Source organism: Leucobacter allii, assembly GCF_022919155.1.
GTDB lineage: Bacteria > Actinomycetota > Actinomycetes > Actinomycetales > Microbacteriaceae > Leucobacter > Leucobacter allii.
Genome location: NZ_CP095045.1, coordinates 2,061,230 through 2,083,559 on the forward strand (window position 1 = coordinate 2,061,230; position 22,330 = coordinate 2,083,559).

General features: G+C 72.1%; 17 protein-coding genes. 5 read left to right on the top strand and 12 right to left on the bottom strand.

Translation table 11 applies throughout. The features are described from left to right. Window positions 1-233: 233 nt before the first annotated feature. From MUN78_RS09550 to MUN78_RS09580, 7 genes are all read right to left on the bottom strand, one after another. Window positions 234-2,111 (bottom strand): amidohydrolase, encoded by a 1,878-nt coding sequence (locus MUN78_RS09550; protein ID WP_244726042.1) that lies wholly within the window; start codon window positions 2,109-2,111, stop codon window positions 234-236. After that, on the bottom strand, window positions 2,108-3,844 hold the full coding sequence (locus MUN78_RS09555) for an ATP-binding cassette domain-containing protein (protein WP_244726044.1): 1,737 nt from the start codon (window positions 3,842-3,844) through the stop codon (window positions 2,108-2,110). Before MUN78_RS09555 ends, MUN78_RS09550 begins: the two co-directional genes overlap by 4 nt. Beyond that, the gene (locus MUN78_RS09560; RefSeq protein ID WP_244689459.1) at window positions 3,841-4,704 is read right to left on the bottom strand and encodes an ABC transporter permease; all 864 of its coding nucleotides are present in this window, start codon (window positions 4,702-4,704) and stop codon (window positions 3,841-3,843) included. The genes MUN78_RS09555 and MUN78_RS09560 overlap by 4 nt, the downstream gene beginning before the upstream one ends. Then, window positions 4,701-5,660, bottom strand: a complete 960-nt coding sequence (locus MUN78_RS09565) for an ABC transporter permease (RefSeq protein WP_244726046.1) — start codon at window positions 5,658-5,660, stop codon at window positions 4,701-4,703. The genes MUN78_RS09560 and MUN78_RS09565 overlap by 4 nt, the downstream gene beginning before the upstream one ends. Before the next feature lie 27 nt (window positions 5,661-5,687). Then, a complete protein-coding gene (locus tag MUN78_RS09570) occupies window positions 5,688-7,325 on the bottom strand; it encodes an ABC transporter substrate-binding protein (protein ID WP_244726047.1) in 1,638 nt (545 codons plus the stop codon). Between the two features lie 135 nt (window positions 7,326-7,460). Then, on the bottom strand, window positions 7,461-7,967 hold the full coding sequence (locus tag MUN78_RS09575) for a DUF3237 domain-containing protein (protein WP_244726049.1): 507 nt from the start codon (window positions 7,965-7,967) through the stop codon (window positions 7,461-7,463). Continuing rightward, entirely contained in the window at window positions 7,964-9,637 is a 1,674-nt protein-coding gene (locus MUN78_RS09580; protein WP_244726051.1) for a CocE/NonD family hydrolase, read from the bottom strand. The genes MUN78_RS09575 and MUN78_RS09580 overlap by 4 nt, the downstream gene beginning before the upstream one ends. A gap of 487 nt (window positions 9,638-10,124) precedes the next feature. Here MUN78_RS09580 and MUN78_RS09585 point away from each other — a divergent pair, with 487 nt between their 5' ends. Next, on the top strand, window positions 10,125-10,694 hold the full coding sequence (locus tag MUN78_RS09585; protein ID WP_244689469.1) for a TetR/AcrR family transcriptional regulator: 570 nt from the start codon (window positions 10,125-10,127) through the stop codon (window positions 10,692-10,694). A gap of 826 nt (window positions 10,695-11,520) precedes the next feature. On the opposite strand, the gene MUN78_RS09590 is transcribed toward MUN78_RS09585, so the two are convergent. Both MUN78_RS09590 and MUN78_RS09595 read right to left on the bottom strand, forming a co-directional pair. Continuing rightward, window positions 11,521-12,885: an MFS transporter gene (locus MUN78_RS09590; RefSeq protein WP_429952322.1), complete on the bottom strand. Its 1,365-nt coding sequence runs from the start codon at window positions 12,883-12,885 to the stop codon at window positions 11,521-11,523. A 375-nt stretch (window positions 12,886-13,260) separates the two neighbouring features. Continuing rightward, window positions 13,261-13,896, bottom strand: a complete 636-nt coding sequence (locus tag MUN78_RS09595; RefSeq protein ID WP_244726055.1) for a TetR/AcrR family transcriptional regulator — start codon at window positions 13,894-13,896, stop codon at window positions 13,261-13,263. Between the two features lie 110 nt (window positions 13,897-14,006). Between MUN78_RS09595 and MUN78_RS09600 the strand changes: the two genes are divergently transcribed. After that, the gene (locus MUN78_RS09600) at window positions 14,007-15,017 is read left to right on the top strand and encodes a phosphotransferase enzyme family protein (protein WP_244726056.1); all 1,011 of its coding nucleotides are present in this window, start codon (window positions 14,007-14,009) and stop codon (window positions 15,015-15,017) included. Beyond that, window positions 15,014-16,288, top strand: coding sequence for an aspartate aminotransferase family protein (locus MUN78_RS09605; protein WP_244726058.1), 1,275 nt, complete (start codon window positions 15,014-15,016; stop codon window positions 16,286-16,288). Before MUN78_RS09600 ends, MUN78_RS09605 begins: the two co-directional genes overlap by 4 nt. A gap of 89 nt (window positions 16,289-16,377) precedes the next feature. Here MUN78_RS09605 and MUN78_RS09610 read toward each other — a convergent pair whose 3' ends face one another. After that, window positions 16,378-17,124, bottom strand: a complete 747-nt coding sequence (locus MUN78_RS09610; protein ID WP_244726060.1) for an SDR family NAD(P)-dependent oxidoreductase — start codon at window positions 17,122-17,124, stop codon at window positions 16,378-16,380. Window positions 17,125-17,186: 62 nt separating this feature from the next. After that, a complete protein-coding gene (locus MUN78_RS09615; RefSeq protein WP_244726061.1) occupies window positions 17,187-19,052 on the bottom strand; it encodes an FAD-dependent monooxygenase in 1,866 nt (621 codons plus the stop codon). 193 nt (window positions 19,053-19,245) lie between these two features. Here MUN78_RS09615 and MUN78_RS09620 point away from each other — a divergent pair, with 193 nt between their 5' ends. Beyond that, complete coding sequence (locus tag MUN78_RS09620; RefSeq protein WP_244726063.1) at window positions 19,246-20,346, top strand: zinc-dependent alcohol dehydrogenase; 1,101 nt, start codon at window positions 19,246-19,248, stop codon at window positions 20,344-20,346. Between the two features lie 181 nt (window positions 20,347-20,527). Continuing rightward, entirely contained in the window at window positions 20,528-21,247 is a 720-nt protein-coding gene (locus tag MUN78_RS09625) for a MoaF C-terminal domain-containing protein (protein WP_244730058.1), read from the top strand. Here MUN78_RS09625 and MUN78_RS09630 read toward each other — a convergent pair. Next, window positions 21,223-22,188 (bottom strand): helix-turn-helix transcriptional regulator, encoded by a 966-nt coding sequence (locus tag MUN78_RS09630; RefSeq protein ID WP_244726065.1) that lies wholly within the window; start codon window positions 22,186-22,188, stop codon window positions 21,223-21,225. The two genes, MUN78_RS09625 and MUN78_RS09630, sit on opposite strands and share 25 nt — an antisense overlap. Window positions 22,189-22,330: the final 142 nt, after the last annotated feature.

The following is a 22,330-nucleotide window of genomic DNA, read 5'->3' on the forward strand; positions in this document are numbered from 1 at the left end:
CGCCGCTTCGCCCGCCCTACCGCTCAACCCGCCCGCCCCTCCCGATCCCGCTCTTCTTCGCACGTCAGTCGTTGCGGCTTCGCGGCCTCCCGAGCCGCACCGACTGACGTGCGAAGGGAAGCGCGGAGAGGGGTCGGGCGGCGGGTCGGGCGGCTCAGCAGGCAGGCAGGGCGGGGCGGGGCGCCGCGGGAGCGGCGGGTCCGGCAGTCGGGGCGGGCGGCGGGTCCGGCGGGTCAGCAGGCTGGCGGGGCGGGAGCGGGTGCGGCGGATGGGCCGGGATCACCGGCGACGACGCGTCCCGCGACCACGGTGCAGACGTTTCGCGTGGCGATGATCGCCTCGCGGGGCCCCGCGAACGGGTCGCGATCGGCGATCGCGAGATCGGCCCGCTCGCCGACCCGCACACGGCCCGAATCGCCGAGCACGAGCTCCGCCGAGCCGCTCGTGTACGCCGCGAGCGCCTCGGCGAGGGTGAGCGCCTGCCCGGCATCGAGCACGTCGGGCGCGTCGCCCGGCGCCTCGGGAAGTCCATCGAACGTGTCGCTCGGCGCCTCGGAACCGTCGCCCGGCGCCTCGCGACTGCTCCCCGGGGCCTCGCGACTGCCGCCTGGGGCCTCAGGACTGCTCTCCGGCGCCGCGGCTCCCTCGGCCGCGCCCGATTCCCCGGGCTGCCCGGGCGGCTCGGGCAACGAACGGTTCACGGCGACGTGGATCGCGAGCCACGGGTCCGGCGGCGAGACGGGCCAGTCGGAACCCATGGCGAGATCGGCTCCGCCGTCGGCGAGCGCGCGGAACGGGTAGCCGCGCCGCATCCGCTCCTCCCCGATCATGGGCACGACGTGCGGATCGGGCGCGGCCCAGAGCGCCTGCATGTTGGCCGTGACCCCCAGCGGGCCGAAGCGCGCCGCATCCTCCGGGTGGATCATCGACAGATGGGCGATGTGGTGGCGGGGCCCCGGGCCGTTCGCGGCGCGGGCCGCCTCGATCGCATCGAGGGCGACGCGCACCCCGCGGTCGCCCATGACGTGCAGATGCAGGGCGAAGCCCGCGGCGTCGAGCCGGGTCACGAACTCCCGGATCGCCTCCTCCTCGAAGTGCAGCTCCCCGACGTCCCCGGCACCCCCGGCATCCCCGGCAGCCCCGGCCTCCGAGGCGTCGACGTCGCCGTGGGCGCAGTACGGCTCGAGGAGCGCTGCCGTGCCGCCGTGCGGCACCCCGTCGATCATCGCCTTCGCCGTGCCCGTCGCGAAGCCCGCCGCGGCGTGCTCTGCGCGCAGGCGGATGAATCGCTCGACGAGGCCGGGCACCTCAGCGCCGCGCAGGCCCGGGGCGATCCACAGCGCCCCGGAGACGCGGCTCGGCAGCGTCCCCTCGCGGATGCTCCTGACGTAGGCGGCCGAGCAATCGGCCTTGCCGTTGTACTCCCCGAGAATCGCCTCGTGCCAGCCGGTGATCCCGAGCGACCAGAGATGTTCCTGGGCGTTCAGCAGCCCGGCGACGATCTCGTCCTCGCCGGCGGGAGGGATCGCCCGCCCCACGAGCTCGGCCGCGGTCTCGTTGAGGTAGCCGGTCGGCTCTCCGGACGCGTCCGTGTGCACGCGCCCGTTGCGCGGTTGCGGGGTGTCGCGCGTGATGCCCGCGAGCGCGAGTGCGCGCGAGTTCACCCACAGCGTGTGGTGCCCGGCGTCCGACAGCGCCACGGGCCGGTCCGGCGCGATCTCGTCGAGCACGGCGCGCGTCGGGTGCGGGAACAGCTCGTGGCTCCAGCCGCCTCCGGTGAGCCACTCCCCCGGCGGCGCCGCGGCGGCGGCCCGCGCGATCAGCGCGAGCGTCTCCTCGACATCGCGCGCGCCGCTCAGGTCGAGGCTCAGCCGCTCGACGCCGGCGAAGGCGGCGTGCACGTGGGCGTCGACGAACCCGGGGGCGATGAGTCCGCCGCGCACGTCGATGACGCGCGTCGTGGGGCCGCGCAGCGCGAGGATGCGCGCGTCGTCGCCGACGGCCACGATGCGCTCGCCCCGCACCGCGACGGCCGTGCCGCCGGTGCGGACGCGGCCGTCGAAGACCCGGCCGGAGACGATGCAGAGGTCTGCGGGGAGTGCCTGGGTCATGTCGTCGCTCCTGTCGTGGGGATGTCGTCGTTCGGGAGGCCCGCGGGGAGCGGGCCGGTGCGGATCGGGATCGCCGAGGTGCGGCCGAGCCGCCGGCGGCGGGGTGTCCATCCCTCCCGGGGAATGGAGTCGAGCAGTTCGCGAGTGTACTCGGCGCGGGGTGCGTCGAGGATCTGCGCCGCCGTGCCCGCCTCCTCGACGCGGCCGGAGCGCATCACGACGACCCGGTCGCACAGTCGCCGGATCACCGTGAGGTCGTGGGTGATCATGAGCAGCGCGACGCCCGTCTCCCGCCGGATGCCGTCGAGCAGGGTGAGGATCTCGACCTGCGTGGTCACGTCGAGCGCGGAGACCGCCTCGTCGAGCACGATGATCTCGGGATCCGCGGCGAGCGCGCGGGCGATGGCGACGCGCTGCCGCTGCCCGCCTGACAGCGCCCGCGGGCGGGCGTCGAGCAGCGCGGGATCGAGCCGCGCCTGCGCCATGAGCTCGGCGATCCGCGCTTCGATCTCGGCCGCGGCCGCAGCTCGGCGGTGCACGCGGATCGCCTCGCGCAGGCACTGGCGGACGCTCTGCCGGCGGTCGAGCGACTGGTACGGATCCTGGAAGACCATCTGGACGGTCTTCGCGCGCACGCGCCGCTCGGCGCCGCCCCGCGCGGGGAGGCTCCAATCGGCGCCCGCGACGGTCACGACGCCGGCGTCGGCGCGCTCGAGACCGCAGATGATGCGGGCCGTGGTCGACTTGCCCGATCCCGACTCGCCGACGATGCCGAGCGAGCCGCCGGCGTCGAGCGCGAAGGCCACGTCGTCGACGGCGATGAAGTCCTCGCGCCCGCCTCCGCTCGCGCTGCGGACGCGGAAGGACTTGCGCAGCCCCGCCACCTCGAGAATCGGCCGCGATCCGGCAGTCGGGGCGGCCGGTGATTCCGGAGCCGCCGCTGCGGCGGTGCCGGGGACGCCCGAGTCGAGGGACGCGGACATGAGGGTCCTCGTGTAGGCCGCGCGGGCGTCGCGCCGCATGGTCGCGGCGGCGAGGGTCTCGATGGTGCGCCCCTCGCGCATGACGGCGACCCGGTCGCAGACGGCGCCCGCGAGCGCGAGATCGTGCGTGATGAACAGCATCGAGAGCCGCCGGTCCCGCCGCAGCTCGCCGATCACCGCCATCACCTCCTCCTGCGTCGTCACATCGAGCGCCGTCGTGATCTCGTCGGCGAGCAGGATCTCGGGATCCATCGCGAGCGTCGCCGCGATCATGACCCGCTGCAGGAGGCCTCCGGATAGCTCGGCGGGATACTGCCGCAGCCGCCGGCCGGGGTCGTTGATGCCGACCTCGTCGAGGAGTTCGCGAGCGCGTCGGACGGCGGCGTCGGGTGAGACCCCGCCGACGGTCACCTGCGCCTCGGTGAGAAAGTCCCCGATGGTGCGCAGGGGGTTGAGATGCGCGCGCGGGGTCTGGAAGATCATGCCGATGCGGCGCGCGCGCAGCTCGCGCAGCTCGCCCGTCGGGAGTTCCGCGATGTCGCGTCCCAGGATCCTCACCGCGCCGCCGGTCGTGAAGCCGGCCGGCAGGAGCCCCGCGACGGCGCGCACCGAGAGGGTCTTCCCCGAACCCGACTCGCCGACGAGGCCGACGGCCTCCCCTGCCCCGACCTCGAGCGTGCAGTCGTGCACGAGCGCGCGGTCCGGGGTCCGGATGCTGAGCGCCTCGAGCGCGAGCACGGGTGCCGTCATCGTTCCTTCTCCTCTGCCCAGGTGGTGATGCGCGCCCCGATGATGCTCACGGAGAGCACGGTCAGGACGACGAGGATCGCCGGGTACAGCGACTGCTCCGGCGCCCCCGCGAGAATGCCGGCCTGCCCGCTCGCGATCATCGTCCCCCAGTCCGCGGCGGGCGGCTGCTCCCCGAGCCCGAGGAAGGAGATCGCCGCGAGATCCAGCATCGCGTAGCCGAAGCCGACCGCGACCTGGGCGGCGACGACGGGCACGAGCGCCGGCACGAGGTGCCGGAAGCAGATCGCCGCCCCGGAGACCCCCTGGACCCGCAGCGCCGCGATGTACGGAGCGCCGAGCTCTCGGGATGCCGCGGTCTGCGTGAGGCGCGCGACGACGGGGATGTAGGCGATGGACAGGGCGATGACGGGGGCGAGCACGCCCTTGCCGAACATGGCGACGGCGAGCACGGCGAGCACGAGCCCGGGGATCGCGAAGATCACGTCGATCACGCGGGCGATCGTGCCCCGCACGATCCCGCCGAACCAGGCCGCCGCGATCGCGAGGGCCGATCCGAGGAGCGTCGACAGCAGCACGACCGCGATGGGCGCGATCACGCTCGTGCGGGCGCCCTCGAGCACCCGCGAGAGGATGTCGCGGCCCACGTCGTCGGTGCCGAGCGGATGGGCGGGCGAGCCGATGCCGTTCACGTCGCCGACGTAGAGCTCCGTCGGGTCGTAGGGGGCGATCCAGGGGCCGGCGACGGCCGCGGCGGCGATGATCCCGAACACCACGAGGGCGGTACGGAACAGCCAGTCCTTCCGGGCCGCGCGCCTGGCGGTGCGCGGGACGCGGCCGCCCGCGAGTTGTGCGACGCTCATGCCGGCCTCCCTGCGTTCACGCTGTCGGGATCGATGAGTGCGCTCACGAGATCGGCGACCGCGTTGAGCACCACGAAGATGGTCACGAGCAGCAGCGACACCAGCTGCACGACCGGCAGATCCTTGCGGGCCGCGGCCTCGGTCAGCAGCGAGCCGATCCCGCCGAGGCCGAAGGCCTGCTCCGCGATCGCCGCGGCCGCGAACAGCCCCGCGATCGTGGTGCCGGAGATCGCGAGGATCTGCGGGGCCGCGTTGCGGAAGACGTGCACGCGGAAGATCCGGCCCCGCGGGATCCCGCGCACCCGAGCCGTTTCGACGTGCTCCGAATGGAGCTGGGCCACGAGCGAGCTGCGGGTGACCCGGCTGATGTAGGCGATGAACATGACGGCGAGGGACGCGGCAGGGAGGACGAGATGCCAGAAGCGGTCGAGTCCGGGAGCCCCCTCGCCGTAGACGGGGAACCAGCCGAGCGACTTCGCGAACACCCAGATGAGCAGGATCGCGACGACGAAGGTGGGCAGCGCCATGCCGAGCGCCGTGAGGAGCCCGACCGCGCGATCCACGGCCGGCCCGCGGGTCGCGGCGAGGATGCCCGAGCCGACCCCGGCGATGAGGATCATCACGACGGTGAGGAGGACGAGCTGCAGTGTGACCGCGAAGCGCGGGGCGATGAGCCCGAGCACATCCGTCTGGTACACGAAGGACCGCCCGAAGTCGCCCGTGAGGACGCCGCCGAGCCACTGCAGGTACCGCGCCCAGATCGGATCGTCGAGGTGGTACTCCGCCCGGATCTGCGCGACGAGCTCGGGCGTGGGCTTCGCCCCGCCGGCGAGCGCCGCGATGGGGTCGCCCGGGGTGAGCAGCAGCGCCGAGAAGATCACCACGCTCGCCAGGAAGAGCGTCAGCGCGAGGCCGCCGATCCTGCCGAGCAGCGTCCGCATGAGCCATCCGTTCACGTCATCGTCCTCTCCCCGCGCGGTCCGCTACTCGCCGCCGAGGTGGAGCGCCCACGGGCTGCTGTACATGGCGACGGAGCTCGTGATCCCGGTGAGGCCGTCGTTCACGTAGCTCAGCTGGTACGCGCCGGCGAGCGTCACCTGCAGCATGTCGGGGGCGAAGATCTCCTGCGCGGCGACGAACTCCTGCGCGGCCGTGCGCTCGTCGGTCGCGGTGCGCGCGGCCTGCATGTGCGCCGTCACGTCCGCGTTCGCATACCCGCTCCAGTTGAAGACGCCGCCGAGCTCCTCGGGCAGCATGAAGAGGCTCGGGTAGCCGAGCACGCCAGGCGTCTCGAGGTAGCCCTGGGTGGCGACGAGGTCGATCCCCTCCCGCGCGCTCGCGTCGTAGAACATCGCGCCGAAGTCTGAGGCCTGCATCTCATCGATCTCGATCGTGAGCCCGATCTGCTTCGCGGCGCTCTGCACGATCTGCGCGGTGTTCTTGAACTCGGTCGCCCCGGCGGGGACGGCCAAGACGAGCGGTTCGCTCACGTCCTCGCCGCTGTCCTCGACGAGCTGCGTCGCCGTGTCGAGGTCGACCCCAGGCGCGGCGAGCGCATCGTAGCCCTCCTGGTAGACGTCGGCGGCCGAGAGCTCCTGGAAGGTGAACTCGGGCACGATCGTCCGCTGCACCTCGCCGAGGCCGTTGAGCACCGTGTCGATGTACTGCTCGCGATCGATCGCCAGGCTCAGCGCGCGACGGATGTCGGGATTGGCCGCGGGGCCCTCGGCGCTCGCCGGGCCGAAGCTGTAGGACGCCGTCGACGGGCCGACCACGAGCCGGCCCGCGCCCTCGCCCTCGAAGGCGGCGCGGGAGCTCGGGGAGACGTTGAGCGCGCCGTCGATCTCGCCCTCGGTGAGCGCCGTGGCGAGCGTCGAGGCGTCCGAGACGAAGACGTACCTCAGAGTGTCGACGAGCGGGGCGCCGTTCCAGTAGTCGGGGTTCGCGGTCGTCACGATCTCGCTGCCCGGCGTCCAGCCGTCGGCGGCGAGCTCGTAGGGCCCGGTGCACATCAGTCCGGCCTCGGAGGTGCCGAGGCCGTCGCCGGCGCCGGCGCCGAACGCGGCGCTCATGACCGCGCCGCCCTGGCCCGCGAGCGCATCGCGGAAGGTCGAGTCGGGTGCGGAGAAGGTGACCGTGACCTCATGCGGACCGCTCGCCGCGATCCCGGTGACGAGCGCGAACGCGCTGAACCACTGCGACTCGGGCGAACGGTTGCGTTCGAGGCTGTAGACGACGTCCTCGGCGGTGACCGGCGAGCCGTCCCAGAACGTCACGTCGTCGCGCAGCTCGATGACGAAGGTCGTCGGATCCGCCCACTCCGCGCTCGTCGCGATCCCCGGTTCGACCGAGAAGTCGGGCTGCAGCGACAGCAGGTTGTCGCAGAGGTTCGGAATGATGAGGTTGGCGGAGGAGACCGGATCGAGCGTCGCGGGCTCGCCCTCGACGATCGACCAGGTCACCTCGTCGACGGGGGTCGTCGCCGCGGGGAGCGCGGTGACGAGCTCCGGCGGGGCGAGGGCCTCTCCGCCGCCCCCGCCGTCACGGGGGGCGCATGCGGTGAGGGCGAGCGCGGCGGCGGCGCCGAGCGCGAGCACGGCGGTGGGTGCGATGCGGGTCATCGTGGGTCCTTTCGGGTGCGCAGGCGCCTCGTCGATGGGGCGGATGCGGTCGTGCGGGGTCCTGAGGGGTTTCGGCGGCGGCCGCCGGACGGGCAGCCGGATGGGGCGTCGCGGGCCAGAGCTCCGCGGGGCGGATCAGCGCAGGACGAAGATCCGGATGCACACCTGGCCGCGGTCGTCTCTGGCGAGGCCGACGAACTGGTGCTCGGCCAGCCAGCGGTGCGCGGGCGCATCGGTCTGGAACACGGGAGCCGTGCGGAAGTACAGCCCCGGCGTCGCCTCGGGGATGTCCTCCCCCGCCTCCATGCGGTCGAGGAGCTCCGACGCGGCGCGGAAGTAGCCGCGGTTCAGCACGTCGATGACGGCGCCGTCATCCGCACGGATGAGGTAGCGCGCCTCGAGCTGGGCGGTGCCGGAGCGGGTCACCGCCCAGTCGCCGCCGCCGGAGAGCACCTCGCCGCGAAGCGCAGGACCGTCGACGCTGCCGCCGACGACCGGGGTGAAGCTCAACGCCTCGTCGGCGCCGCGGCCGATGCGGTACTCCGGCGCGATCGTCGCTCGGATCTCGAAGACGAACTCGAGGCGGGGCTCAGGCAGCGCGGCGAGCACCGCGGGGTCCGTGCGCGGGGCGTCGGCGGTCATGCGAGGACTCCGTTCAGTACGGGAAGGTCGAGGGCGAGCGCCTCGGCGCCGCCGATCGTGAGGGTCTGGGTGTTCGGGACGGTGTCGATCCCCTCGGTCCACGGATCCCCGCCCGTGCCCGGCTGCGGCAGGAACTCGGGGTAATCGCTGCTCGAGACGTGGACCCGGAGGCGGTGCCCGGCGCGCAGCCGGTACCCGACGTGGCCGAGGTCGATCTCGAGGGTGCCTGGCTCCTGGGCGTCGTGCAGCTGCTGCTGCCCCCGCGCGATGCGGAGCGCGGTTCCGTCCGGGGAGACGTCGAGCAGCCGCACGAAGCAGTCCAGGACGGGGCCGGTGGATCGCACGCGGACGCGCGCGGCGACGGGGCCGGCGAGGTCCGCATCGGCCGGCTGCGGGGGGCCGGTGAAGACCAGCACGTCCTCGCGGGCGCCGATCGGCGCCTCGTCCGGGAGATGGAGGAGGTAGGAGAACGCATCGGGCGCGCTCGACGGCACGAGATCCTCGGGATCGTGCACCCAGCTGCACTCGGCCTCCCCGTCGGGGCGCTCCGCCGCGAGGCCGCCCTCCGCCGTGGCGTAGCGCGTGACCCGCTGGGTCCCCGCGGGAGGCCACGCCGGGGCGATGCGCTCCTCGTCGGTGCCGGCGAGACTCCACGCCACGCGGGGGATGTCGGCCGGGGAGCCCTCGCCGCGCACGAACACCGCGAAGAAGTCGAGCGCGGGGTCGAGCATCGCGGGCAGCAGCGCCCGGATCTGCGCCTCGCTGCGCTCGGGCGTGCGGTCTCCCGGGGCCTCGTGGAGCCGGTAGTTCTCATGGTCGATGGATTCGATGCGGAGGTAGTGGTGCGCGTCCCACCCGGGGCGCCGGCGAATCTCGGCGACGTCCGCCCAGGAGAGCGGAGCGCAGTTGTCCCACCAGCCGATCGTGTGCAGCACGGGGACGGAGCGCCCCGCGAACGGGCTCCCGTTCGGAAAGCGGGGCAGGGTCACCGGATGCGGCACCCACTGGTCGTAGGAGATCGATCGGCTTCCGGCCCAGCTCTGGAACGCCTCCGCCTGCACGGCGAAGTCGCGACGGGACCAATCGGGCTCCCAGTGGAAGGTGTCGTTGCCGGCGAAGTGGGTGAGCGGGTACATGTTGGTGATCCCCATCTCCACCGCGCGCACCCGATCCCCCGGGGCGCGTCGCACCGGTTCGCCGAGCCCCGTGCCGGTCACGCGGGGCGCGATGGCCCGCAGCGCGGGATGGCCGCTCGCCGCAGCCGCCCATTGCGTGTAGCCGTAGTAGCTGTCGCCCCACATCGCGACCCGGCCGTTCGACCACGACTGGGCGACGATCCAATCGAGCGTGTCCGCGCCGTCGCGCACTTCGTTGACGAAGAGCAGCGCCTCGCCCTCGGAACGGAACTTGCCGCGCACGTCCTGCGCGACCACGCGATAGCCGTGGGCGACGAGGTACTCGGCGACGAGCGGAATGAAGGTGTACTCGCCGTTCTTGTCGTAGGGCAGTCGGATGAGCACCGTGTCCCCCGGTGACCCGTCGGGGACGCCCGCCGCGTCGAAGGGGAGGTACACATCGGTGGCGAGGTGCACGCCGTCGCGGGTGCGCACGCGCTCCTCGCGTGCCCGCTCCCCTACCGGGGCCGGGCCGAGTCGTTGGTAGTCCGCCATGTCGCTCCTTCGTGACGCGTGGATCGCAGGATCCGCAGTTCGCCGATCCTCCCGGACGCCGCCGGTGGAGCCACCGTACGATGCGATCCAGTATTTAGTCAAGTCTGACTAGACAATTTTTGCAAGCCGCGATTTTCTCGCTAGTCTTCGAGGACGGGCCCGGCGCGACGGGGTCGCCGACCCCGGCCGCCGCGCTGCACGATTCCCGCGAGTTCCCGAGAATTCTCGGGAGCTCTCGGGGTTCCGGGGCCCCGAGGCTTCGAGGGGTTGCGCCGTCCCGATCCACCCCGCAACACCCCGTTCCGTCCCGTACCGTCCCGCAGCATCCCGAGCTTTCCCGCAGCCCCGCACCATCCCGCACTACCCCGCACTACCCCGCAGCCCCGCACGATCCCGCACGATCCCGCACCATCCCGCAGCCCCGCACCATCCGAACCATCCGCACCACCCCGAACCATCCGCACCACCCCGCACCGGAGAGGACCCCATGGCACGCCCATCCGTCGCCGACGAGCGTCGCGAGCAGATCATCGACGCGACGCTGCGCACCATCGTGGAGCACGGCATCAGCGGCACGACGCTCGACCGCATCGCCGACGCCGCGGGCATGTCCCGCGGACACGTGCGGCACTTCGTCGGGAACCGCGACCAGCTGCTCCTCGACACCGCCCGGGCCTTCTACGCGGACGACCAGGGAGCGCTCGCCGTGCTCCCCGGGCAGGTGCAGGATCTCGACGGGGCCGTCGACCACCTCTTCGGCGAGGTCTTCGCCGCGACCGGCGCGGAGAACGCGATCGTCTTCGGTTTCGTGGACCTGGCACGGACGACTCCCGAGATCGCCGCCGTGCTCACGCAGGCGTACTCCTCCGCGCGGAGGCGCCTCGCCGAGCTCATCGCCGTGGCGAAACCGCACCTCGCTCCCGAGATGCACGAGGTCGCCGCCCAGGGCGTGCTCACCGCCGCGCTCGGCAACGTGTTCCTCGGCGACTTCGATCCGGCGCCCGACCGCACCGCCCGCACGCGCGCCGCCGTCGAGCACTTCCTGGACGCGCTCTAGGCGTTCCGTTTCCGCCCGACCCTCTGCGCTTCCTCTCGTCCCGCCGCCCGGCGCTCTCCTGCCCGCGCCCCCGCCCCCCGCACCTGCGCCTTCGCCCCTTCGCCTTCGCCCCTTCGCCTCCAACTCCGACTCCGACTCCGTGCTTCCGTCTCCACCTCAATCCTTCCGTCGCCACCTCCGCCTTCGCCCTTCCACCTCCGTCTCTTCGCACGTCAGTCGTTGCGACTTCACGGCGCCTCAAGTCGCAACGACTGACGTGCGAAACAGCGCGTAGACCTCGGCTTCTCGTCCTGCGCAGGGTCCTTCCTCGCCTGGGCGTCCCACCCGCCCGCGCGAGTCCCCGCGCCTTTCTGCCGCTGCAGCGGCCGTGACCGCTGCCACGCCTCGCTGCCACGCCTCGCTGCCGCGGCTCTCATGCGAGAGTTCGGGTCACTTCGGCAGGGTTCGGAATCTCAGCACCCTGCGGGAACGACCCTGATCCGGGCAACCCTGCCGGAGTGACCCGAATCGGGGCGAGCGGCGCGGGAGAGATGAGCAGAGCGGGGCGGAGCAGCTGAGAGCCATAGCGGGGCAGCGCGGGGCAACTGAGAGCCAATGCGGGACGGCGCAGGGCGGACGGCAGAGGGCGAAACGGCGGCGCAGAATGGCAAGGGGCCCGCAGGCCAGAGCGGAGCGGGACACGGCGGCACGCCGCCGGTCGCGCGCGGGGCGGCCGATACCGCGCGGAGGGCCGCCACGGACGGCGCGCACACGCAGGAACGGCCGCCCCTCCGAAAGAAGGGACGGCCGTTCGGGGAAGAACAGCGCCGAGAGCGGCGCCTGGGCGCTACTTCTGCCAGACGAAATGGCCGCGCTGCTGCGCCCCCTCGTTGTCCGCGCCGAGGTCGATCCCCGTGCGGTCGCGCAGGAGCAGCGTCGCGGCGAACGCGACGACCATGACGGCACCGATGTAGTACGCCACCGAGGTCGAGGTGCCCGTAGCCGCGACGAGCCATGCCGAGATCATCGGGGCGAATGCACCGCCGAGGATGGCGCCGATCGCGTAGGTGATCGAGACGCCCGAATAGCGGATCGAGGCAGGGAAGAGCTCCGCGAAGTAGGCGGCCTGCTGCCCGTACGTGAAGCCGTTGCCGATGGAGAACAGCGCGAGGCCGAGGAAGAGGAGCCAGACGTTCCCGGTGTTCACGAGCGGGAAGAGCAGGAAGAGCACCGCGAGGAACGCGACCCAGCCGATGATGTAGGTCTTCTTGCGCCCGATCCGATCGGAGACGACGCCCGCGACGAAGGTGCAGATCAGCCACACCACCGAGGCGCCCGCGACGGCGAGGAGCACGGGCGTGCGCTCCATGCCGACGAAGCCGCCCTCGGCGAGCGGGGTCGTCGCGTAGTTCTGGATGAACCCGCCGGTCGTCATGTACCCCGCCGCGTTGTTGCCGGCGAACGTGAGCGCGGCGAGCAGCACGAGCAGGCCGTGCTTCGCGAAGAGCTGCACGACCGGCATGGAGCTGCGCTCCTTGCGCTCGGCGATCTCCGTGAAGACGGGGCTCTCCTCGACCGTACGTCGCACGACGATGCCGACGACCACCAGGATGATGCTGAGGAGGAACGGCACGCGCCACCCCCACTCGAGGAACGCGTCACCGGGCGACACGACGCCGGTCATGAGCGCGAGGACGCCGGAGGCCAGCAGCATGCCGAGCGGTACGCCGATCTGCGGGAAGGCGCCCATGCGCCCGCGGCGCGCGTCGGGGGCGTGCTCGACCGCCATGAGGACGGCCCCGCCCCATTCGCCGCCCGTGGACAGGCCCTGCAGGATGCGCAGCAGCATGAGCAGGATCGGCGCGAGCAGACCGGCCGTCTCGTAGGTCGGGATCACGCCGATGAGGGTGGTCGACGCACCCATGAGGATCAGCGTGATGACGAGCATCGCCTTGCGTCCGATCCGGTCGCCGAAGTGCCCGGCGAGGAACGCCCCGAGCGGCCGGAAGAGGAAGCTCACGCCGACCGTGGCGAAGGAGATGATCGTGGCGGCCTGCGCTCCGGCCGGCTCGAAGAAGAGCTTGCCGAAGACGAGGCCGGCGGCGCTCGCATAGAGGAAGAAGTCGTACCACTCGATGGTGGTACCGATGACCGTGGCGGCGGCGACGCGGCGGAGCTCACGCCGCTGTGCGGCCGGGGCGGTGGCGGACATCATGGGATTCAGGACTCCTTTGTCGATAAATGAACAAGCGATTCGCTATATGAACGAATTACGTACCGGTCCAGGGTACACGACGCCGCCGGCGCACTCGCACGCGGGCCGCCTCGGCCAGCCGGCACTCGTCTCCCGCGCTCCCGCACCCAGATCCCGCTCTTCGCACGTCAGGAGATGTCAGTTCCGACGCCACCAGGTCGCAACGACTGACGTGCGAATCGCGTGACGCGGGGGGGGCGGGAGGGCGCGGGCGGGCGCGGGCGGGCGCGGGCGCGGGAGGGCGCGGGTGCGGGAGGGCGCGGGTGCGGGCGCGGCGAAGGCACGAGCGCGGCGGAGCCAGTGCCCCGACCGGGGCGAGGATCCGGATCGCACTCAGCTGCGGGCGGCGAGGCCGTCGACGAGCCTGCGGAAGCCGGCGTAGGCGCGCTCGGACGCCCCCGACCCGTCCGCGACCCTGATCGCCGACTCGCGGAGCGCGCCGACGAGGAGCACCGCGGTCTCCGCGGCGTCGACCGCCGGATCGATCCCACCCTCGGCCTGCGCCACCGAGATCGCCTCCTGCATCATCTCGACGCTCGCCCCCGAGCCGATGCCCCGCTCGGGTCCTCCGGCGACGAGCGCGGGACCCGTGACGTTGTAGAAACGCCCGATCCGCTCGTCAGCCGCCAGCTCGAAGAGGGCCGCCGCATGCGCGGCGAGCCGCTCCCGCCAGTCGTGCGCCTCGGCGACGGCCTGCCGCGTGCGCCCCACGAGGCGCTCTCCGAGCCGGGCGTAGGCGGCACGCAGCAGCTCGTCGCGGCCATCGGGGAAGTACGCGTACACGGTCCCCCGCGAGACGCCGGAGGCCGCGGTGACGCGGCCGATCGTCAGCTCCGCCTCGCCCACCTCGGCGATGACGGCGAGAACCGCCTCCACGATCTCGGCGCGCGTGCGGACGCGCCGCCGTTCGCGCAGGCTCGGCACGCGCGCGGCACTCCCGACGGCCCGCGGTTCCGCTCCGACTCCCATACCCCCAGCCTACGCCGTGCGCGGATCGGTTGTGAACTCAGAGATCATTTCCTATACTCCGAGTATAGATATTCGCACCGGCGCATCCGAGCCGGGACCGAAAGGACGAGATGGCCCCGATCGACCTCCCCACGGCCGAGGCGCTGGCGCGCGAAGCGCTCGCCGCGTACGGCCTGCCCGCCGGCACGGAGCTCGCCCTGCTCAAGCAGCGCGAGAACGTCGTGTTCGCGCTCACCGCCGGCAGCGACGACTACGTCCTCCGCGTGCATCGCCAGGGCTACCACAGCGACGCCGAGCTCTCCTGCGAGCTCGACTTCGTCCGCGCGCTCCACGGCGAGGGCGTCGCCGTACCCGATTTCGTCCCGGCGGCGGACGGCCGCGGATTCCAGGTCGTCGGAGGCGCGCGCCGCGCCGGACCGCACCAGGTGGATCTGCAGCGCCGCATCGCCAACCACGGCAACTTCGGCGATGAGCGCACCGCGGTCGACGGCACGGCCGTGCTCCCGCCCGAGGACTTCCGCGCGCTCGGCGGCCTCATCGCGAGCATCCACGACGCGACCGCGCGCTCCGGCTACGCGATGGCGGTGCCCCGCGACGACTGGGATCTCGAGGGACTCATCGGCGCGCAGCCCGCCTGGGGCGATCCGCTCCGCCTCGCCGAGCTCGCCGGAGCGGATCGGGAGACCGTCGTGCGCGCCATCGCGCGCGTCCGGGAGGATCTCGCTGCCTACGGCTCCCCGGAGCACCGCTTCGGCCCGATCCACGCCGATCTCACGCCGGAGAACGTGCTCCGCACCGCCGATGGGCTCGTGCTCATCGATTTCGACGACTTCGCGGCGGGCTGGCACCTCTTCGACCTCGCCACCGCGCTCTACTTCTACACGCCCCACCCCCGCGCAGCGGAGTACCGCGCCGCGCTCTTCGCCGGGTACGAGGCGGTCCGGCCCCTCGACGACGCCGACCGAGCCGCCTTCCCCGCGATGCTCCTCGCCCGCGGCCTGACCTACCTCGGCTGGTCGGCCGACCGGCGCGGCGAACCGACCGCCGAATGGCACGCCACGACGGTCCTCCCCCACGTGGTCCGGCTCGCCCGCGACCTCATCGCGAAAGGAACCCCATGACCTCGACCGCCGAGCTTCTCGCCCGCCGCAACCTGACGATCGGCCCGTACTCCCCCCTGTTCTACGATGAGCCGCTGCAGTTCACCTCGGCCTCCGGCGTCTGGTTCACCGAGGCGAGCGGCGAGCGCTACCTCGACGGCTACAACAATGTGCCGCACGTCGGGCACGCGAACCCGCGGGTGGTGCACGCGATCGCCGAGCAGGCGGCGACCCTCAACATCCACACCCGCTACCTCAACGAGCGCGTCGTCGCCTATGCCGAGCGGTTGCTCGACACCTTCGAGCCGCGGCTGGACCGGGTGCTCTTCGGCAACTCCGGCTCGGAGGCGAACGAGCTCGCGATCCGGATCGCGCGCCAGCTCACCGGCCACACGGGCATGATCGTCTCCGACTACAGCTATCACGGCACCACGATCACGCTCGCGGGGCTCACGACCGGGCTGCAGACCGCGGTGCCGCTCGATCCGAACGTGCGCACGCTCCGGATCCCGGACCTCGATCGGGATCAGCGCCCCGAGGCCGCGGTGCTCGCGGACGCCCTCGCCGAGCTCGACGCCGCCATCGCCTCGCTGCAGGAGACCGGCTTCGGCGTCGCCGCCTGCCTCTTCGACCCGCTCTTCTCCACCGAGGGCATGCCCCGCGTCCCCGCGGGGCTCACCGCGGGGATCGCCGAGCGCGTCCGCGCCGCCGGCGGGCTCGTGATCGCCGACGAGGTGCAGAGCGGCTTCGGCCGCACCGGCAGCGAGATGTGGGGCCACCGCTACGCGGGGCTCGACCCGGATCTCGTGACGATGGGGAAGCCCATGGGGAACGGCCACCCGATCTCCGGGGTCGTCACGAGCGAGACGGTGCTCGACGCCTTCGGATCGACCAACGAGTTCTTCAACACCTTCGCCGGCAACCCGGTCTCCGCGGCCGCCGGCGAGGCAGTGCTGCTCGAGATGGCGGAGCACGGTCTGCAGGATCGGGCGCTCGCGCTGGGTCGCACGGCCCGCGCGCGCTTCGACGAGTTCGCGGCGGCGCACGACTTCGTGCGTGCGGCGAAGGGGACGGGCATGTTCCTCGGCCTCGACTTCGCCGTCGACGGCGAGCCGGCGCCGGGGCTCGCGAAGCGCGTGGTCGAGGAGATGAAGGCCAGGCACGTGCTCATCTCGCGGATCGGCCGGGACGAGAGCGTGCTCAAGGTCCGCCCCCCGCTCGCCTTCGGCGAGGCCGAACTGCCGATCCTGCTCGACGCGCTCGAGTCCTCGCTCGACGCGGTCCGGAGGTAGCGCGACAGCGGGCGCGGCGGGCGCCGCCCGCTCGCGAACGGACGCCCTGCGCGGCTGCGACGCAGGCTCCCCGGCCCCGCCCGCGCGGCTCAGATCCCGGTCGTGAGATACCCCCCGTCGACCGGGAGCACCGTGCCCGTCACGAACGACGCCGCATCGGAGGCGAGGAAGGCGATCGCCTGGCCGACCTCCTCCGGGCGCCCGAAGCGCGCGAGCGGTGTGCGCGAGAGCAGGCGATCGCGAACGGCCTGCTCCTCGATCGAGTCGAGCAGGGGCGTGTCGATCCAGCCCGGCGCCACGGCGTTGACGCGGATGCCGTCGGTCGCCCAGGCCTCGGCGAGCGATTTCGTGAGCTGCACGACACCGCCCTTCGCCGCGGAGTACGCGGCGCGCTTCCCGCCGCCGAAGTACGAGTACATCGATGCGATCGTGACGACCGAGCCGCCGCCCGCGGCGAGCAGGTCCCGGCTGAGCTGGGCGATCCGGTAGACGGCCTGCAGCTGGATCGCGAGCACTCGATTGAAGCTCTCCCATTCGAGTTCCCGATCGCCGAGGCTGATGCCCGCGGCGGGCACGAGCACGTCGAGCCGGTCGAAGCCGGCGACGAGCGCGACGAGGGCGTCGTCGTCGGTCACGTCCGTCTCGCGGAGTTCGAGCGTCACGTCCTCGGGCACGGGGACGCGGTCTGCGCCGAGGCCGACGGCGACGACATCCGCGCCGAGCCGGGCGAAGATCGCCGCCGCGGCGAGGCCGATGCCGGAGGTACCCCCGGTGACGAGCACGGTCCGCCCGGCGAAGGCGTCGGGGAGGAAAGATGGAACGGGTACGGCGGGCATGACGGCTCCTTCAGGATCGATCTGGGAGGCGTGTCGGGGACACGACGGGACGGCGGGCAGGATCAGCCGACCATGAAGCCGTCGAAGTATGCACCGACGAGTTCCGGCCGTACCAGCGGCAGCACGGCTGCAACATACTGATCCGGCCGCACGATCACCACGGCGCCGTCGAGACTGATCCCGCGCGCCGCGAAAACGTCGTCCTCCGGGATCGCGGCGAACACCTTCGTGTAGTCGGTGAGCCCATACGGGCCGACCGCGGGTCGGAAGAGTGCCGGCGCGTCCGCGAACGCGAAGGCGTCGAAGGGCTGCTGGGCGATCACCTTGATGTCGAAGGTCGCATCGCGATCCCCCTCCCGCAGCCGGTATCGGTTCACGGGCGACGCCTCGGCCTCGTCCATCCAGCGTGCCCAGCGCGCGACCGCGGCATCGGTGGCGAAGCCGTCGCGATCGGAGAAGACGTAGATGCGGTAGCGGCCGTCGGCCTGGTGGGTGTGGCCGAGATGCTGCGGCGCGGCATCGGCCCGGCGCATGACGGGGGCGGACTTGAAGCGCTTTCCGAGAGGGAACCCGTCGGCGAGCTCCTGGAACCCGGCATCGCCGACGATGATCGAGCGTTCGTACTCGGTCATGTGCCCGGCGGCGAACTCGATGTTCCTCACGTAGAAGTCCTCGATGTCGCTCTCGCCCTCCTCCGCGTGGGCGTAGCGGCTCGACAGCTCCTTGTCGAAGTCGATGAGGTTGACCGCGGTGACCCGGCGCTCGGCGTGGTACGTGTCGAGCAGTCGGCGATCGCCGATCCCCGTGAGAGCGTAGCCGAGCTTCCAGGCGAGGTTGAAGCCGTCCTGCATCGAGACGTTCATGCCCTGGCCCGCCTTCGCGGAGTGCGTGTGGCACGCGTCGCCGATTATGAACACGTTCGGATCGTGCTTTTCGGAGCCGTTGTCGAATCGGTCGGCGACGCGGTGGTTCACCTCGTAGATGGTCGACCAGACGACCTCCTTCACGTCGAGCGTGTAGGGGTGGAGGATCCGCCGCGCGAGCGCGATCACGTCGTCGGCTGTCTTACTGCGGATCGCCTCGCCGCCGCCCGGCGGTACGTCGCCCATGTCGACGTAGAGGCGGAAGAGGTGTCCGCCCTCGCGGGGGATGACGAGGATCGAGCCGTGCGCGTTCGCGATCGCCGACTTCGTGCGGATGTCGGGGAAGTCCGTGACCGCAAGCAGGTCGAGTACGCCCCAGGCCTGGTTCTGCGGTTCGCCCACGAGCGATCCGCCGATCGCCTTGCGCACCCGGGAACGCGCGCCGTCGGCGCCGACGACGGCCCGCGCGCGAATGGTGAACTCCTCACCGGCGCGCTCCCCGGCGGTGCGCCGGAGGGTGACGTGCAGCGGGTGGCGCTCGCCCGGCCGCTCCTCGAGACCGACGAACTCGATGCCGTAGTCGGGGGCGTTGCGCGTGGGCGACCACGCCATGTACCGCTCGAAGTAGTCGTAGACGCGCGTCTGGTTCACAATCAGCTGCACGTACTCGCTGATGCCGCGGTCGTCGTCGGCCGCCCAGCCAGTGTGCATGATCCGGGAGGGGTCGGCCGGATCGGGGCCCCAGAAGTTCATCGACGTGAGCTTGAAGGCCTCCGCGGTGATCTCCTCCGCGAAGTCGAAGGCGTCGAAGGTCTCCACCGAGCGGGTCTGGATGCCGTCGGCCCGGCCGATCTCGAGGCGGGCGTCCAGGGAGTCGATGATCCGCGTCGTGAGCTCGGGGAAGCGCGACAGCTGGGCCGCGGCGATCATGCCGGCGGGCCCGGTGCCCACGATCAGGACGTCGAGCTCTTCCGGGATCTCCGCGGGGCGGTCGATGCCGGTGCCGTCGGCAGGGAGGATCCGCGGATCGGTCGAGACATAGCCGCGGTGATGGAACTGTTCCATGGAAGTTGACCCTTCGTACGCCGTTGTGCGGTGGTTGCGTAGTCATCGTAAAGAGCCGGACCGATGGCGCGGAACCGGCCGGATCCGGCGCGGCCGGAATTGCACGGCGCCTCGGCCGGATCGGTCATGCGCCCGTCGCCGCGGCGCGTCAGGATGAAATCACCCACGCACCGAGCTCGATGAGGAGTCGTTCATGACCACCGCGCAGCAGATCGTCTTCACCGCCCCCGGCACGATCGAGGTGCAGACGAACCCGGTCCCCGTCGTCGGCGACGACGACCTTCTCGTCCGCGTCCGCCGGGTGGGGATCTGCGCCACGGATCTCCACGTGCTCGACGGGCACATCGGCGACCCGTTCCCGGTCGTCCCCGGCCACGAGTTCGTCGGCGAGGTCGCTCGGATCGGCGAGCGGGCGCGCACCGCGCGCGGGCTCGAGGTCGGCGACCACGTCGCGGTCGAGATGCTGCTCCCCTGCGGCACCTGCGACTGGTGCCGGCGCGGCGAGTACAATATCTGCGCCGAGGACGACGTCGTGAACGGCGGCCCCGGTCGCCAGTACGGGATCAGCCTGACCCAGGCGCAGGCTCCCGGCTTCTGGGGCGGCTACGCGGAGCTCCTGTTCGTACCCCGCGGCGCGATCGTGCACTGCTTGGACCCGGCGATCCCCTGGGACGCCGCGGCGCTCGTCGAGCCGCTCGCCGTCGCCTGCCGCTGCGTTGCGCGCGGCGGCGTCTCGCTCGGCGACGACGTCGTCATCATCGGCCCCGGGCCCGTGGGCTTGCTCGCGGCCGCCGCCGCCCGAGAGGCCGGCGCGCGCCGTGTGATCCTCGTCGGCACCCGCGACGAGCGGCTCGCCCGGGGCGCCGGCTTCGGCGTCGACGCGGTCATCAACACCCGTTCCAGTGACGATCCGATCGCCGAGCTGCGCGGACTGCTGGACGGCCGTCTCGCCGACGTCGTGATCGAGATCGCCGGCGTCGCCGAGGCGCAGCAGCAGGCGGTGCGCATGACCCGCCGCGGGGGTCGCACGGTGCTCGCGGGCGCCATCGGCAGCCGGGTGCCCGTGGCCTTCCTCCAGGACGAGGACATTCTGCTGCGGGAGGTCGAGATCGTCGCGTCCTTCCTCTCCGCCGGCGGCTTCACGCCCGCCATCGGCCTGCTCGCGCGCGCGGAGTACCCCTTCGCGGAGCTCGTCAGCCACCGGTTCCCGCTCGAGCGAGCAGCGGAGGCGCTCGATCTCGTGCGCGGCAAGCGGGACGGCGTGATGAAGGCCGTGCTGCTGCCGAACGGCTGACCCCGACGGCGTCGGCCCGTCCGGCGACGTCCAATGACTTCCCATCCCACGCACATCGAAGGAGACGACACATGAATACGACCCCCAGGAAGCACAGGTCGGCGCACTGGCCGAGGACCGTCGAGGCGTCGACGACTGGGCGAGCTACGACGAGTTCGCCGCGGGCATCGACACCTACCGGCTGCCCGGCGTCTCACTCGCGGGGCGGAGCCTCCGCCTCACGCTGGCCGACGGCGGCACCATCGCCGCCGAGTTCACGGACGGCACCGTCGCGTGGAGCGCGACGGGCGCCCTCGACGAGGCGGGGGCGGAGGATCCCTACGATGCCGTGCAGATCCGCGAGGGCGTGTACTTCCTCAATCTGCCGCTCGAGTCCCGGGAACGCGAGGCGCTCACCATCGTGTGGAGCGAGCGCACCGGGCGCGCGATCGTCACCCGCTCGCGCATCGACTCCGAGAAGGTGGCGGGCGAACCGCAGGTGAAGCAGGACTTCACGGCGGCCACGGTCGACGGTGCGGAGCCGAACGGCGAGGTACCCGCGGAGTCGCGCGACCTCATCGGCATGCGCAACATCTACCGCTACAGCCCCGAGCACCTCTACGAGCACGTCTACATGTCGACCGAGCGATATGCCTGGCAGAACCTGCAGGGCGTGCAGCGCGGGCACGGCGACATGGATCTGTCGACGGTCTGGAAGCTGGACGACGGGCTGTACCTGTTCTGCTTCCGCGAGTTCCGCATCTCGGTCGCGAGCGTGTGGCTGCATGATCTCGGCTACAACCTCATGACGACTGGAATCTTCCTCGGCATCAACGGCGCCGGCGAGTCCGAGCACAGCCGCGCGGGCGGACACATCTACCCGCTGGGCGTCGTGCGCTACCCGGACGCCCAGCCCGTCTGAGCACCCTCCCCGGTCCGACCCGAGCGCGCCGCGGACGCCTCCGGCTGTCGCGCCGCGCCCCGCAGCTCGCTCGGGCTCGCACCGTATCTCGCCCGGAACGCCCGCGCAAACACCGACGGCGAGCCGAACCCGCAGGCGGCCGCGACGTCGCTCACGGTGCGACGAGCGCCCTCGGCCAGGAGCGCGCGCGCCCGGTCGAGTCGCGCGCCGAGGATCGCGGCCCCCGGGCTGCCACCGTGCTCCGCGAACACGCGGCGGAGGTGCCGCTCGGAAAGGTGAACGGCGCGGGCAAGCGCCGGCACGTCGAAGTCCGGGTGGGGCAATCCGGAGTCGATCGCGGCGACGGCGCGCGAGTACAGCACGTCGGAGCCACGTTCGCCGATGAGGAGGCCCCTGCAGTAGTCGGCGAGCCGCTCGGTCGAGGGTGGATCACCCTCGGGCGCGTCGAGCAACCGGAGCGCTTCGTCGGTGATGAGGCCGGCCTGCCCGCTGCTCGCGGTCACCTCGGGGGCCGCGAGCGGAGCACGCCCCCACTCATCGTGCACCGTACTGGCATCGAGATCGACGATGAGCAGATCCACGTCCCGATCGAATCCGAGGAGGTAGGGGTGCATCGTCGAGTACACGAAGGCGTCGCCCGGACGGAGCATCTGCATGCCCTCCGCATGGTAGATGAATGCGGAACCGCGCAGCAGCGTGCTCACGAAGACCGAGTGCTTGGGAACCGCGGAGATGCTCTGCGCGTTGCGATCGATGATGTGCCGGGCGGCCTGGATGCGCGTGATCACGCTGCCGGCGAGCGACTGCTGCATGGAGATCGCGTTGAACGCGTCGGGCTTCGGCGTCGAGCAGCGCAGCCCGACGAGGGAGGACTGGTTCCAGGACTCCCAGAACTCGATCCGGTGCTTCGCCTCCACGTGCTCGGTCGTCGTGATGTGCACGCCCGCTCCTTACGCTTGCGTCCGCCCGGAGTCTGCCCGGACGCGGCCGGCGCGGGTGCGTGTCTCACGCCGCCGTCGCCGTCACTGCCGAGTATAGGCCTGTACGGCGCCGTACGGCGCCGGTCCGCCTCGCGGTACCACG